This is a genomic window from Chryseomicrobium imtechense, from assembly GCF_041475995.1.
Taxonomy (GTDB): Bacteria; Bacillota; Bacilli; order Bacillales_A; family Planococcaceae; genus Chryseomicrobium; species Chryseomicrobium aureum.
The window spans coordinates 292,275-306,306 of the sequence record NZ_JBGOBM010000001.1 but is presented as its reverse complement, the minus strand read 5'-3'; the positions used below and the strand labels follow the sequence as shown (position 1 = coordinate 306,306).

The following is a 14,032-nucleotide window of genomic DNA, read 5'->3' as shown; positions in this document are numbered from 1 at the left end:
TGCAGAGGGTCTTTTTATATGTCAAATTAAGGAGGAATGTGTGTGTATTCCGATTATGAAATCATTTCTATCCTTTCAAAAGAGCAGAACATGCGCAGAGCCGCTGAAAAGCTGTTTCTAACACAGCCAGCACTTTCACTTCGTTTGCAAAATATCGAAAAAGAGTGGGGAACACAACTCTTCATTCGTTCTCAAAAAGGGTTAATGCTCACACCATCTGGAGAAATTGTAGTCGCATTTAGTCAAGATGTATTGCAAAAGAAAGAATTGGCGATGGAACAAGTTCAGTTGTTGTCGTCAAAAGTGCACGGAACGCTAAAAATAGCATGTGCGTCAATTGTGGGCCAAAACTGGCTCCCAACGGTGTTGAAAAAATATGTTCAAACGTATCCAGAAGCCAAAATCTCTCTTCACACCGGGTGGAGTTCAGAAATTGTTCGTTCACTTGTTGAGGGTGAAGCACATATTGGAATTGTACGTGGGCAAACAGAATGGAAAGGGAAAAAGATTCATCTATTCAAAGATACGCTTTATTTAGTCGACCAGGACATGACATCACTGGAGGAAGTAAAAAAATCCAATAAACCATTTATCCAATTTAAAAGTGATTCGAGCTATTACCAAGAAATCCAGCAATGGTGGCAAAAAAACTTTTCTATGACACCCAAACAACAAATTGTAGTCGACCAAATCGAAACGTGTAAACAAATGGCACTAAATGGTTTGGGCTATGCGATTTTGCCATCTATTACCTTATCAGATTATGATCAAATCAATAAAATCCCACTCAATCATGAAGATCCAGCATTTGAATTGACGCGCGACACATGGTTGATTGGCTATGAGGCCGCATTCGAACTTCCTCAAGTTGCAAGTTTTGTTGAGATGGCAAGCAATGAAAAAGAGCATGGTACCTTTTAAAGGGGACCATGCTCTGTTTGTGTTGCTTGTAGATTGATATCTTTTTTCTTCATCCAAATATACGTCATAAAGAATGTACCTAACAAGACGATGGCACCGACAGTGAACGGTAAATTGTAATCAAAATCAAATAAAATTCCCGCTAACGCTGGACCTACCATATTACCAAGACTCATATAAGCATTGTTCATCCCCGCTGCAAATCCTTGCTCGGCTCCTGCAAGTTTCGAAACGACCGTGTTAACAGCTGGTCGAATTAAAGTTACAGCAATTGAGAATAATGTAGCGACCAATAAAATACTGAAGAATTGATTCACAAATAACATGCCATAGAGTGTTACAGCAGCAAATGCCAGGCTACTTAAAATAATTGTCATTTCACCAAAGCGCTTGAATAGACGATCAATTAAGAACATTTGAATGACAACACCGACAAATCCACCAGCAGTCAGAACAATTGCGATTTGTTCTGGCGTGAAGTCAAATTTGTAATTCATGTAAAGAGCAAACGTTGCTTGGAAATTCGCAATACCAAATGAAAATACGAAGATGATGAGCAACATGACGAAATACGGAGTATGAAAAGATCGTCTCATTTGTTGTACGATGTTTTCGCGTTTTTTGTCTGGCGCCGCTACTTCTTTATTACGGATGTCGGGTAATACGAATAATGAAACTATCATGGCAACAATCGCGGTTCCCGCTGAAACATAGAACGGGAAGTTTAGACTTATTGCTGAGAATAGGCCACCGATTCCTGGTCCAATCATAAATCCTAAACTCATCGCTGCACCAATGTAGCCCATACCTTTTCCTCGTTCTTCATATGTTGTGATATCTGCTACAAACGCCATTGTAGGAGGAATCAGGAAGGCTCCACCAATCCCACTAATGAAACGTGCAGCATAAAGCATCCATTCATGTGTAGCAATCCCAAACCATAATTGAGAGAAACCAAAGAGAGCTAGACCGATGACGATTAATTTTTTTCGTCCATATTTATCGGAGAGGTCTCCAGCGATAGGTGAAAACACAAATTGAGCAAATGCAAACGCCGCAATAATCAGTCCAAGCGCCTGTCCAGCAGCTCCGAACGTTTCGAGATAGCGTGGCATAATCGGTACAATCAATCCAATACCTGCCATTATGATAAACATATTAAACATTAAGAGGTAAATGACAAATGGATTTTTCTTCATATATATTCCTGCTTTCCTGTGATTCTATATAGCGAAAGTATAGCATAGGAAATCGCATTGCGAAAATTTCGTGACTCAAAAAAAGCCCCCTTCGTGTAGGAAGGGGACAGAGAATTAGTTACGATTCATACTCATTTTAAATTCTAAGAAATACTCATTGTATTTTCCAAGCATGACAGGGCCTAGATTACGATAAACCTCAAGTTCTTCGCGCATGTCCTCTGTTGGGTAGAAGCGTGTATCGCCTGTTACTTCTGGGTCCATCAAATCAAGCGCAGGCAAGTTTGGAGTAGAATACCCTACATAGTCTGCATTTTGCGCAGCTATTTCTGCATCTAGCATAAAATTAATGAATGCATGAGCGCCTTCCACATTTCCAGCTGTTTTCGGAATGATCATGTTATCAAACCATAAATTAGACCCTTCTTGTGGAACGCTGTAATCGATATCTTCGTTCACATACATAATATCTGCTGCTTGACCAGACCAGACAAGAGCAATTGCAGCTTCGCCACGACGCATCGTTTCAACGATTTCATCCCCGATGATTGCTTTTACATTAGGTCCGAGTTCTTTCAGTCGATCGGTTGCTTGTCGAAGCTCTTGTTCGTCTGTTGAGTTCAATGAGTAGCCAAGTGTATTCAGCCCCATGCCCATCACTTCTCGGGCACCATCGACTAAGATGACTTGTTGTTCAAGTTCTGGTGACCATAAATCACTCCAACTCTCAAATGTTTGACCATCTAATAGTGTCGGGTTAAATGCAATCCCAACTGTTCCCCAGAAATATGGAATGGAGTACTGATTTCCAGGATCAAATGGTAAATCTAAAAAGTAAGGATCAATATTCTCGAGGTTCGGAATCTTTGATTGATCAATCGGAAGGAGAAGGTCTTCTTCTTTCATTTTTTCAATCATGTATTCAGAAGGTACAGCAATGTCGTAACGTGTGCCACCTTGCTGAATTTTTGTAAGCATAGCTTCGTTTGAATCAAATGTTTCATAAATCACTCGAATTCCAGTTTCTTCTTCAAATTGAGTGACCAGCTCCGGATCGATATATTCTCCCCAGTTGAAAACAGTAATGGTATCACTACTTGCTCGACTAGATGTATCCGTTAACTGACTGTTGATATAAATCAGGACAGCTACGGCTACTAGTAAGACTCCTGTTATTTGGAGTAATGATTTCATTTTGGCACCCCCGTTTGGAATGGCGTTTTTGCCCGATTCACAACAAAGTAATAGCCAAGGACAAGAATGAGCGTCACGATAAACAATAGTCCAGATAATGCATTAATCGTTAAAGTAATTCCCGCGCGAGCCATAGAATAAATTTCTACAGAAAGTGTAGCAAACCCATTTCCAGTAACAAAGAATGTCACAGCAAAATCGTCTAGTGAATAGGTGAGGGCTAAGAAAAAGCCTGCGAAAATACCTGGACGAATGTACGGAATGATGACCCGTGTGAAGACATCACGACGAGTAGCACCTAAATCACGTGCAGCATCGACAAGAGTAGAACTCATTTCTTGTAGCTTAGGCAACACCATAATTACGACAATCGGTACACTAAATGCAATATGAGAAATTAAAACCGATGCGAATCCTAAACGAACGCCAATCATCGTGAAAAGAATCAAGAAAGAAGCACCAATAATAACATCTGGGCTAACAATTAATACATTATTAAGTGATAAAAGCGACTGGCGAAGGCGTTTATTCGTGATATAAACGATTCCAACTGCGCCAACTACCCCAATTGCAGTAGATATCAGTGCGGATAACAAAGCGACAATAATTGTATTGACGACAATGCTTAGTAAACGCGTATCTTGGAAAACAGCAGCATAGTGTTCCCAAGTAAATCCTTCAAAATTCGACATGTTTCCAGCACTATTAAACGAATAGAATATTAAATAGAAAATAGGTGCATATAAAATCACAAACACCAGTGCTAAATAGACTTTTGCGAGCTTACTAGTAGTTCCCACGCTGATTCACTCCTTTCTCACGGTCACCGGTAAGAACCATAATAATGACCATAAAGACAATTAAGAAGACGGCAATCGTTGAACCCATTCCCCAGTTTTGAGTTACTAGGAATTGTTGTTCAATTGCGGTACCGAGCGTGATTACTTTGTTTCCAGCAATAAGCCGCGTAATCATAAACAGTGAGAGGGCAGGAATGAATGTCGCTTGAATTCCTGCTTTTACTCCACCAAGCGCAAGTGGCCAAATGACTTTGCGGAATGTAACCCATTGACTAGCACCTAAATCACGGGATGCATCTAACAGAGCTGGATTCAATTTATCGAGCGCATTAAATATTGGTAGAATCATAAAAGGAATGAAAATATAGACCGATACAATGATGAAACTAAAATCGGTATATAGGATTTGTTGACGCTCCAATCCTAAAAATGATAAGAAATTGTTGATAGAACCGTTCATTCCGAAAATCCCAATGAATGCATAGGTCTTCAATAATAAATTGATCCAAGAAGGAATGATAATTAATAAGAGCCATAATTGCTTTTGTTTTGTTTTCGTAATCCAGTATGCAGTAGGGTAAGCAATCAGAAGCGTGAAAATCGTGATTAAAAAAGCGTACCAAAATGAGCTCAAAGTCAGTGATAGATAAGTGCCTGTAAAGAAGTTTAGATAATTCTCTAATGTGAAGTTCCCTTGGATATCAAAGAAAGAGTAATAGCCGACTAAAACAATTGGTGCTACTACAAATAAGACCATCCATAAATAGTAGGGGACCATCAAAAATGTGCGTGACTTAGTTTCCATTGGCAGCTACCTCATAGGATTCAAGGCGTCGATCAAAGTCTTCTTCAGATTCATTCAAACGCATAATGTGGATTGCTTCTGGATCAAAGTCGAGTCCAATTGTCGAGCCGACCTCTGCTTTTCGAGTGGAGTGTACGAGCCACTCGTTTCCATCTTGATCATAAGTCGAGAGCTCATAGTGAACACCGCGGAACAGTTGTGTATCCACACGAACATTCATCTTTCCTTGATCGACAGCTTTGATTTCCAAATCTTCAGGACGAATGACAACATCAACTTTCTCACCAGGAGTCAAGCCTTTATCGACGCACTCGAACTCTTTCGTTCCAATTTGAACACGATAATCGGCAATCATAATACCTTCGACTATATTTGATTCTCCAATAAAATCGGCAACAAATCGGTTGATTGGTTCGTCATAGATGTCGAGAGGAGTCCCACTTTGAATGATTTGACCTTGACTCATTACGAAAATCTCATCGGACATGGCAAGTGCTTCTTCTTGATCATGTGTGACAAAAATAAATGTTTTGCCTAGACGTTGTTGCAATTCACGTAGCTCATATTGCATCTCTGTGCGTAATTTCAAGTCAAGTGCGGATAATGGTTCATCAAGTAAGATGATTTCTGGATCGTTAACAATCGCACGCGCGATAGCAACACGTTGACGCTGTCCACCTGACATCTCACTGATTTCGCGTTTTTCGTAGCCCTCGAGATTGACGAACTTTAAAGCTTCTTTAACTTTTGTATCGATTTCTGCTGCTTTTAGTTTTTTGATTCGAAGACCAAATGCAATATTTTCGTATACATTCAAGTGAGGGAAGAGCGCATAATCTTGAAAAACAGTGTTGACCTGACGATTGTTTGCTGGAACGTCATTGATTTTCTTTTCATTTAAATAGATATCTCCAGACGAGGGCTGAATAAAGCCAGCAATCAGACGTAGGATAGTTGTCTTACCGCAACCAGATGGACCTAATAATGTGTAGAACTTTCCACGTTCTAACTCAAAATTAATTGTATGTAAAACAGGTTCGTTCGTTCCGTACGATTTACTAACATTTTCGAAACGAATGATGGGTGTGTTTGACACGGCGTTACCTCCATATTGACAAAGATTAAGGTTCATTTTATCATAAATTTCTTTCGATAACGAAAGTTTTTGATGTATGATGTATTTAGCTCGATTGAGGAAGTGGGGAGCATAATGAAAAAAGAATTTGTAGTCATTGGACTAGGTCGTTTTGGTGGGAGTATAGTCAAAGAATTAATCGAACAAGGTGCCGATGTAATGGCCATTGATATCGAAAGTGAGCGTGTGGATGAGTTTGCACCGATAGCTACACAAGCTGTAGTAGCCGACACGACAGATGAGGCAGTGTTGAAGTCTTTAGGGATTCGCAACTTTGATCATGTGATCGTGGCGATTGGAGAAAATATCCAATCAAGTATTTTAACTACGTTGATGTTAAAAGAGTTAGGTGTAAAAAAGATCACAGTGAAGGCACAAAATGATTATCATGAAAAAGTTCTCGTTAAGATAGGTGCAGATAATGTAGTGCATCCCGAGCGTGATATGGGAATTCGAATTGCCAACAACATTTTATCGAATAATGTGCTAGATTATTTAGAGCTATCTGATGAACACTCTATTATGGAGCTTATAGTGAACTCTAAACTTGCTGGTAACACGTTGATTGATTTAGATATCCGTGCAAAATATGGTATTAACATTGTCGCCATCAAAAGAGGGGACTCTATTATTGTTTCCCCACAAGCGGATGAATTTTTACAGGTAAATGATATTCTAATAATTATTGGTGCTGATGTGGATATCAATCGATTTGAAAAGAAAGTATTTAACTAAAAAAACAGTGATTTGTCGCAAATGGACAAATCACTGTTTTTATTAAATTTCCATAATAACTGGAAGAATCATTGGTTTACGTTTCGTTTTATCATACAGATGTGGTCCGAGAACATTGCTGATTTCAGACTTCAAATCATCCCAACCTTCAGGATTTTCTTTAGCAAGGCCACGAAGATGGCGATTGAGCATCTGTTGCGCCTCATTGATCATCATGCCTGACTCCCGCATATAGACGAATCCTCGAGAAATCAAATCAGGCCCTGAAACAATGCGTTTTTTCTTCATATCTGCAGTCACAACAACGATGACCAATCCTTCTTCAGAAAGGACGCGACGGTCACGAAGGACAATGTTTCCAATGTCTCCGATGCCACTTCCATCGATATACACATCCCCTGAAGGAACTCGTCCTGCAACAGAAGCTTCCTCTGCTGTTAAAGCGAGTACATCTCCATTTTCCATAATGAATGTATTTTCTTCTGGAATGTCACAGTCCACAGCTAATTCACTGTGAAGTTTCAACATACGGTATTCCCCGTGAATCGGCATAAAGAATTTTGGTTTCATTAAACGAAGCATTAGTTTTTGTTCTTCTTGTGAACCGTGACCAGACGTGTGGATATTGTTCAATGAACCATGAATTACTTCAGCACCAGCACGGTACAACAAGTTAATGGTACGATTGACGCTTCCTCGGTTACCAGGAATAGGGGAAGACGAGAAGATGACTGTATCTCCTGGTTGAATCTGGATCTGGCGGTGTGTACCGTTTGCAATCCGAGATAAGGCAGCCATTGGTTCCCCTTGAGAACCAGTACAGAGGATTAGCACTTCATTCGCTGGTAAGCGATTCAGTGTGTTCGTATCAACAAATGTTTCTTTTGGGGCTGTGATATAGCCGAGTTCACGACCAATAGTGATTGCGTTGTCCATACTCCGACCAAATACTGCAATTTTTCTACCGTAGCGAACTGCTGCATCTGTTACTTGTTGAAGTCTATGGATATTAGAAGCAAAAGTAGCAAAGATGATGCGTGTATCCACTTTACGGAAAATACTGTCCATACTTTCTCCAACTTTACGTTCAGACATTGTAAAGTTTGGAACCTCAGCATTTGTTGAATCAGAAAGTAAGCATAGAACGCCTTCTTTCCCAATTTCAGCCATCTTTGTTAAATTGGCAGGTTCTCCTACTGGTGTGAAGTCAAATTTGAAATCACCCGTATGTACAATATTTCCAGAAGGAGTTTTTACAACTAAACCATAAGCATCTGGGATACTGTGTGTAGTTAAATAAAACGATACAGAAGTCTTTCGGAATTTAATAACATCTTCTTCCGAGATTTCCGTCATTTTTGTTTGGCGTAAGATACCATGCTCTTCTAATTTATTGCGAAGAAGGCCTAATGCAAGTTTACCGCCATAAACTGGCATGTTCACTTGCTTTAACAAATAGGGAATACCACCGATATGATCTTCATGACCATGGGTGATAAAGAGTCCTTTGATTTTATCTTGGTTACGCACAAGATATGTGTAATCAGGAATGACATAATCAATTCCCAATAAATCGTCTTCTGGGAACTTGATACCTGCATCGATTACGATAATTTCATCTTGAAATTGAACAGCATACGTATTTTTTCCGATTTCCCCTAGTCCGCCTAGAGCGAAAACAGCTGTTTGATCATTTCGTACAAATTTCATATATTATTCTTCAACCTTGTAGTTCTCACTAGCTTGCTCGTACGCCAAATGCGCACCTTCAAGTAGTTGTACGAACTCGATCATAATTGGACGTTCGCTAAGCTTAGCACGCACTTCTCGTTCTGATTCTGCCTCTACGTATAGACATTTTGTGTTTTCGCGGACTGGAACTTGTGTTGCGTTTTCTTGGTACATTACTTTGAAAATCATGTTTATTCTCCTCTTTTACGTTCAGATTCATTACAATTCTCTTTATCTTAGCATGTGCAACTTTGAAAATAAAGAAAACCCCTCTAAAAAAATTCTAGAGGGGTAAAGGTTAGGCAACTGTTTTTTTACCGAGAATTTCGCCGAGACGTTTGAGCATTTTCCGTCGTAAACGTTTCAACATTGTACTCACTCCTTACTTATTCATTATAAGCGAAAAGTACAACATAGTAAAGTATTTATTCGGAAAAGTCAAATAATTCACTCGTAATTATCTATTTCTTTTGGTTTTCTCTCATACGGTACAGAATTGGGCACCTGCTCATAGGGATTTTCCTTATTAATATGATCATAAAACATAATGCCGTTTAAATGATCCAGTTCATGTTGGAAAGCGATTGCTTTTAATCCTTTTAGTCTGAGTGTCATCACATTGCCTTCACGATCAGTACCTGTCACTGTGATGCGTGCATAACGAGGAACATACCCTTCGATTTCCTCATCGACAGATAGACAACCTTCTCCTGATGTAATATAGGTCTTCTCGATGGAATGACTTTTAATTTTAGGATTAATAAACACTTCGCTAAGTAATTCGTCATTTTCCTGTATGTGAAGAGCAAACATTCTTACTGGACGATTCACCTGTGGTGCGGCAAGTCCGATTCCCGGTCGCAACCCATATTTTTCAGACAACTCGCTGTCTTGGCTCATGATCACGTAATTTAAGAGGTCGTCTGCCAATCGTTTATGCTCGTTTGAAAGTGGAAATGGAACCTCTTTAGCTTTTTGTCGTAGAGTGGGGTGGCCATCTCTTATAATTTCGTTCATAGTAATCATAGAAATCAATCCTTTCTAACCTAGAGTATACCAAATTCTAAGTCAATGTTCTTATTGAAAATAATTGGGTAAATCGGTATAGTGATGGAAGTAATGGAGGTCGTAAAATGAAAAAATGGGTAGGGTTAGTATCAGTTAGTGCTTTGTTATTAGCTGGGTGTACATTCGGGGATTCAACAGAGCAACAACTTTCAGAAGTACTACAACAAATGCATACGGCAGAGGAAGAGTATCGCTCTGTACAAGACCCTTTAAATGAAGCTGAGCAAAAAGAATACGCACTTTTTGAAGAAGTATTGGCACTTGAACAAGAACAAACAGATGAACTTACAGAAAAGCTTGAAGAACTCTCTGCACTTGTTGCAGAAAGAAGAGACCTTTTATCGACTGAGAAGCAATCTATTGATGCAGCTTTAGAAGCAAGTGATTTCAGCACATTAGATATCCCGGAAGAGAATCAATCCTATGTGACTCAAATTGACGAAGCTTATGATGCACGATATGCTACATACGAACAATTATATGCTGAATATGAGAAGTTACTTGCTTTACAAGAGAATTTGTATACGGAAATGGCTAGAGAAGATGTAGCGATTGATCAAATTCGCGATCTTGTGCAGCAGGTGAATGCACAAAATGAAGTGGTGCAAACACACGTCACTGCAATGAATGAACAGACAGAACAATTTAACCAAACTACAGATGAAGTGTTTGAATCATTGCAAAATGAGGAATAAGAATAGATAGAAATGAAAAGCAGCTCTTTTTTGGGGCTGCTTTTGTGTTATATAAATAACTTCACAGTCTCAATCTGATATAATACAGATTGAATTTGTGACTGATACAGACAACTATTATTTAATTTTTTCGAACTTTTTTGTATCGGTTCAAACGATTGACCACGCTATTTAGGTGGGCTATACTAGGGATTGATACTGACGTGTATTACTCGGAAGTGATTTTATTTTAATACAGACTAAAAGGAGAGTTGTTTTATGGCGGAAAGCAAAAACAATCATTTCGATCCAGTAAACGTACTTCATGAGATCGAAGAGAAATTCGAAATGGTACAAGTTTTAGACGAAGAAGGAAATGTAGTCAATGAAGATTTAATGCCTGACTTATCAGACGAACAATTGGTCGAGTTGATGTCTCGTATGGTCTACACACGTATATTAGACCAACGCTCGATTTCTTTGAACCGTCAAGGGCGTCTTGGCTTCTACGCACCTACTGCTGGACAAGAAGCATCTCAACTTGCATCTCAATTTGCTCTAGAAAAAGAAGATTTTATTTTACCTGGATATCGTGACGTACCTCAAATCGTATGGCACGGTCTACCACTTTACCAAGCATTTTTATTCAGCCGTGGTCACTTCATGGGGAACCAAATTCCTGAAGGCGTAAATGTATTCCCACCACAAATTATTATTGGTGCACAATACATCCAAGCTGCGGGTGTGGCAATGGGCTTCCAGAAGAAAGGTCAAAAGGCTGTCGCTGTAACTTACACAGGTGATGGTGGATCTTCTCAAGGTGATTTCTACGAAGGCCTAAACTTTGCTGGAGCATACAAAGTGCCAGCAATCTTCTTTGTGCAAAACAACCAATTTGCAATTTCAACACCACGCTCTCTACAAACAGCTGCGAAGACAATTGCTCAAAAAGGTGTAGCTGCTGGTCTTCCTTCTATTTTAGTGGATGGTATGGATGCATTAGCTGTCTATGCTGTAACAAAACAAGCACGTGAGCGCGCGATTGCTGGTGAAGGCCCAACATTTATTGAGGCACTTTGCTACCGTTATGGCCCACATACGATGGCTGGGGATGACCCAACTCGTTACCGTACATCTGAAACGGATTCTGAGTGGGAAAAACGTGATCCACTTATCCGCTTCCGCACATTCTTGACAAACAAAGGTCTTTGGACGGAAGAAAAAGAAAACGAAGTAATCGAACGTGCAAAAGAAGAAATTAAAGAAGCAGTTAAGAAAGCAGATGCTGCTCCAAAACAAAAAGTTACAGATTTGATCGATATTATGTATGATGAAAACCCATATAATTTAGACGAGCAAAAAGCGTACTACACAGAAAAGGAGTCGAACTAAACAATGGCACAAATGACCATGATTCAAGCAATCACAGACGCATTGCGTTGTGAATTAAAAGATGACGAAAACGTTCTAGTATTTGGAGAAGACGTTGGCGTAAATGGTGGGGTATTCCGTGCGACTGAAGGACTCCAAAAAGAATTCGGTGTAGATCGCGTATTTGACACGCCACTAGCAGAGTCTGGTATTGGTGGACTTGCAGTCGGACTAGCTATGACAGGATTCCGTCCAGTTCCAGAAATTCAATTCTTCGGGTTCGTATTTGAAGTGATGGATTCAATCAGTGGACAGCTTGCGCGTATGCGTTTCCGCACAGGTGGAAGTTTCCATGCACCTGTAACAATTCGTTCTCCATTCGGTGGAGGCGTTCACACACCTGAAATGCACGCAGATAGCTTAGAGTTGCTTATGACGTCAACACCAGGTGTAAAAGTTGTCATCCCTTCAACGCCATATGATGCAAAAGGACTTTTGATTTCTTCAATCCGCGACAACGATCCAGTTATTTTCTTAGAGCACATGAAATTGTATCGTTCATTCCGAGGAGAAGTGCCGGAAGAATCGTACACAATTCCACTTGGAAAAGCAGATGTAAAGCGCGAAGGTACTGATATTACAATTATTGCTTATGGTGCAATGGTCCATGAAGCCTTAAAAGCAGCTGACGAGTTAGAAAAAGATGGCAAGTCTGCTGAGGTCATTGACTTACGAACAGTGCAACCATTAGATATCGAAACGATTATCGCTTCTGTTGAAAAAACAAATCGCGCTATGGTTGTTCAAGAAGCACAAAAACAAGCAGGGATTGCTGCAAATGTTGTAGCTGAGATCACAGAACGTGCGATTTTAAGCCTAGACGCACCTGTGCTCCGCGTAACTGCTCCAGATACAGTGTATCCATTCTCTCAAGCTGAGACTGTTTGGTTACCAAACTATAAAGACGTAGTAGCAACGGCTAAGAAAGTACTTGAATTTTAATTAAGAAAGGATGACGCGTAGTGGCATTTGAATTCCGCTTACCAGATATTGGAGAAGGTATCCATGAGGGAGAAATCGTTAAATGGTTCGTAAAAGCTGGCGACGAAATCAACGAAGACGATATTCTATGTGAAGTACAAAACGACAAAGCTGTCGTTGAAATTCCTTCACCTGTTAAAGGAAAAGTCGAAGAAGTGTTGGTTGAAGAAGGGACGGTTGCCGTTGTAGGTGACGTACTTGTTCGAATTGACGCTCCTGGTTATGAAGACTTGAAGTTTAAAGGCGACGATAAAGAGGACGCACCTTCTAAAACTGAAGAACAGGTGCAAGCAACTGCAGAAGCAGGACAAGACGTAGACAAAGCGCCTGCAGCTGAATCGAAAGAAACTGAAAAACAAGAAACGAAAGAGCAGCCAGAACCTGCTGAGCAAAAAGAGAAACCAAAAGGTTCTGAGCGCATCATTGCAATGCCTTCTGTACGCAAATTCGCTCGTGATAACGGTGTGGAAATTAGTGAAGTTTCAGGCAGTGGGAAAAATGGTCGAATCATGAAAGAAGATATTGAAGGCTTCATGAATGGGGATCAATCACCTAAAGCTGAAGCTTCAGAACCAGCTGCAGAGACGGAAGCTGCGACTGAAACTGCTAAAGAAGAAGCACCTAAAAAATCTGCTCCACAAGTTTCAGAAGGTGAATTCCCAGAAACGCGTGAGAAAATCTCTGGAATCCGTAAAGCTATCGCGAAAGCAATGGTTCACTCGAAGCATACCGCTCCTCACGTTACGCTTATGGATGAAGTAGATGTGACAGAACTAGTTGCACACCGCAAGAAGTTTAAAGAAATCGCTGCTGAAAAAGAAATCAAGTTGACGTACCTACCATATGTCGTAAAAGCATTGGTAAGCACGCTTCGTGAATTCCCAGCGTTGAACGTTTCTTACGATGATGATGCACAAGAAATTGTACACAAACACTATTACAATATTGGAATCGCAGCAGATACTGAAAAGGGTCTACTGGTTCCAGTTATTAAAAATGCAGACCGTAAATCGATGTTTGCGATTTCAGACGAAATCAACACACTTGCGACGAAAGCACGTGAGGGCAAATTAAGCCCACAAGAAATGAAAGGTGCTTCATGCTCGATTACAAATATCGGATCAGCTGGAGGCCAATGGTTTACACCAGTTATCAACCATCCTGAGGTAGCAATTTTAGGAATTGGTCGAATTTCTGAGAAGCCTGTCATTAAAAATGGTGAAATTGTAGCTGCACCTGTGTTAGCATTATCATTGAGCTTTGATCACCGTATGGTGGATGGTGCAACTGCCCAACATGCGCTGAATCACATCAAACGATTACTGGGTAACCCAGAACATCTATTAATGGAGGCGTAA

Annotated in this window: 14 protein-coding genes; 6 read left to right on the top strand and 8 right to left on the bottom strand. The window is 40.1% G+C overall.

Features of this window, described 5'->3' with window-relative positions; translation table 11 throughout:
* The first annotated feature begins 42 nt into the window (after positions 1 to 42).
* Positions 43 to 921: a transcriptional regulator CcpC gene (ccpC, locus tag AB5N96_RS01560; RefSeq protein WP_338032414.1), complete on the top strand. Its 879-nt coding sequence runs from the start codon at positions 43 to 45 to the stop codon at positions 919 to 921.
* Here ccpC and AB5N96_RS01555 read toward each other — a convergent pair.
* The 5 genes from AB5N96_RS01555 to AB5N96_RS01535 form a co-directional block, all read right to left on the bottom strand.
* Positions 918 to 2,120, bottom strand: a complete 1,203-nt coding sequence (locus AB5N96_RS01555) for an MFS transporter (RefSeq protein WP_204588917.1) — start codon at positions 2,118 to 2,120, stop codon at positions 918 to 920. The genes ccpC and AB5N96_RS01555 overlap by 4 nt on opposite strands.
* 114 nt (positions 2,121 to 2,234) lie before the next feature.
* Positions 2,235 to 3,314, bottom strand: a complete 1,080-nt coding sequence (locus AB5N96_RS01550) for an ABC transporter substrate-binding protein (RefSeq protein ID WP_499704469.1) — start codon at positions 3,312 to 3,314, stop codon at positions 2,235 to 2,237.
* On the bottom strand, positions 3,311 to 4,114 hold the full coding sequence (locus AB5N96_RS01545; RefSeq protein WP_204588919.1) for an ABC transporter permease subunit: 804 nt from the start codon (positions 4,112 to 4,114) through the stop codon (positions 3,311 to 3,313). The genes AB5N96_RS01550 and AB5N96_RS01545 overlap by 4 nt, the downstream gene beginning before the upstream one ends.
* A complete protein-coding gene (locus AB5N96_RS01540; protein ID WP_499704468.1) occupies positions 4,101 to 4,919 on the bottom strand; it encodes an ABC transporter permease in 819 nt (272 codons plus the stop codon). The genes AB5N96_RS01545 and AB5N96_RS01540 overlap by 14 nt, the downstream gene beginning before the upstream one ends.
* The gene (locus AB5N96_RS01535; protein WP_392456090.1) at positions 4,909 to 6,015 is read right to left on the bottom strand and encodes an ABC transporter ATP-binding protein; all 1,107 of its coding nucleotides are present in this window, start codon (positions 6,013 to 6,015) and stop codon (positions 4,909 to 4,911) included. The genes AB5N96_RS01540 and AB5N96_RS01535 overlap by 11 nt, the downstream gene beginning before the upstream one ends.
* 114 nt (positions 6,016 to 6,129) lie before the next feature.
* On the opposite strand from AB5N96_RS01535, the gene AB5N96_RS01530 reads away from it, so the two are divergent.
* Entirely contained in the window at positions 6,130 to 6,789 is a 660-nt protein-coding gene (locus tag AB5N96_RS01530; RefSeq protein ID WP_499704467.1) for a potassium channel family protein, read from the top strand.
* A 42-nt stretch (positions 6,790 to 6,831) separates the two neighbouring features.
* Here the strand turns inward: AB5N96_RS01530 and rnjA are convergent, their stop codons facing one another.
* The 3 genes from rnjA to def form a co-directional block, all read right to left on the bottom strand.
* Positions 6,832 to 8,499, bottom strand: a complete 1,668-nt coding sequence (rnjA, locus tag AB5N96_RS01525) for a ribonuclease J1 (protein ID WP_499704466.1) — start codon at positions 8,497 to 8,499, stop codon at positions 6,832 to 6,834.
* 3 nt (positions 8,500 to 8,502) lie between these two features.
* Positions 8,503 to 8,709, bottom strand: coding sequence for a DNA-dependent RNA polymerase subunit epsilon (locus tag AB5N96_RS01520; protein WP_204588924.1), 207 nt, complete (start codon positions 8,707 to 8,709; stop codon positions 8,503 to 8,505).
* 258 nt (positions 8,710 to 8,967) lie between these two features.
* Positions 8,968 to 9,546, bottom strand: coding sequence for a peptide deformylase (def, locus tag AB5N96_RS01515; protein ID WP_499704465.1), 579 nt, complete (start codon positions 9,544 to 9,546; stop codon positions 8,968 to 8,970).
* A 107-nt stretch (positions 9,547 to 9,653) separates the two neighbouring features.
* On the opposite strand from def, the gene AB5N96_RS01510 reads away from it, so the two are divergent.
* The 4 genes from AB5N96_RS01510 to AB5N96_RS01495 all read left to right on the top strand — a co-directional run bounded on the left by AB5N96_RS01510 (position 9,654) and on the right by AB5N96_RS01495 (position 14,032).
* Positions 9,654 to 10,283 carry a YkyA family protein gene (locus AB5N96_RS01510; protein WP_204588926.1) on the top strand — a complete coding sequence of 210 codons (630 nt, stop codon included), beginning with the start codon at positions 9,654 to 9,656 and terminating at the stop codon, positions 10,281 to 10,283.
* Between the two features lie 258 nt (positions 10,284 to 10,541).
* Positions 10,542 to 11,654: a pyruvate dehydrogenase (acetyl-transferring) E1 component subunit alpha gene (pdhA, locus tag AB5N96_RS01505; protein WP_499704464.1), complete on the top strand. Its 1,113-nt coding sequence runs from the start codon at positions 10,542 to 10,544 to the stop codon at positions 11,652 to 11,654.
* Between the two features lie 3 nt (positions 11,655 to 11,657).
* Positions 11,658 to 12,635, top strand: a complete 978-nt coding sequence (locus AB5N96_RS01500; RefSeq protein WP_204588928.1) for an alpha-ketoacid dehydrogenase subunit beta — start codon at positions 11,658 to 11,660, stop codon at positions 12,633 to 12,635.
* Between the two features lie 20 nt (positions 12,636 to 12,655).
* Complete coding sequence (locus AB5N96_RS01495) at positions 12,656 to 14,032, top strand: dihydrolipoamide acetyltransferase family protein (protein ID WP_499704463.1); 1,377 nt, start codon at positions 12,656 to 12,658, stop codon at positions 14,030 to 14,032.

What these genes read in the sequence shown, in the direction of transcription:
- AB5N96_RS01555 (WP_204588917.1), bottom strand. Translation starts at nt 2,120, where the DNA reads ATGAAGAAAAATCCATTTGTCATTTACCTCTTAATGTTTAATATGTTT.
- AB5N96_RS01550 (WP_499704469.1), bottom strand. Translation starts at nt 3,314, where the DNA reads ATGAAATCATTACTCCAAATAACAGGAGTCTTACTAGTAGCCGTAGCT.
- AB5N96_RS01540 (WP_499704468.1), bottom strand. Translation starts at nt 4,919, where the DNA reads ATGGAAACTAAGTCACGCACATTTTTGATGGTCCCCTACTATTTATGG.
- AB5N96_RS01530 (WP_499704467.1), top strand. Translation starts at nt 6,130, where the DNA reads ATGAAAAAAGAATTTGTAGTCATTGGACTAGGTCGTTTTGGTGGGAGT.
- rnjA (WP_499704466.1), bottom strand. Translation starts at nt 8,499, where the DNA reads ATGAAATTTGTACGAAATGATCAAACAGCTGTTTTCGCTCTAGGCGGA.
- AB5N96_RS01520 (WP_204588924.1), bottom strand. Translation starts at nt 8,709, where the DNA reads ATGATTTTCAAAGTAATGTACCAAGAAAACGCAACACAAGTTCCAGTC.
- def (WP_499704465.1), bottom strand. Translation starts at nt 9,546, where the DNA reads ATGATTACTATGAACGAAATTATAAGAGATGGCCACCCCACTCTACGA.
- AB5N96_RS01510 (WP_204588926.1), top strand. Translation starts at nt 9,654, where the DNA reads ATGAAAAAATGGGTAGGGTTAGTATCAGTTAGTGCTTTGTTATTAGCT.
- pdhA (WP_499704464.1), top strand. Translation starts at nt 10,542, where the DNA reads ATGGCGGAAAGCAAAAACAATCATTTCGATCCAGTAAACGTACTTCAT.
- AB5N96_RS01500 (WP_204588928.1), top strand. Translation starts at nt 11,658, where the DNA reads ATGGCACAAATGACCATGATTCAAGCAATCACAGACGCATTGCGTTGT.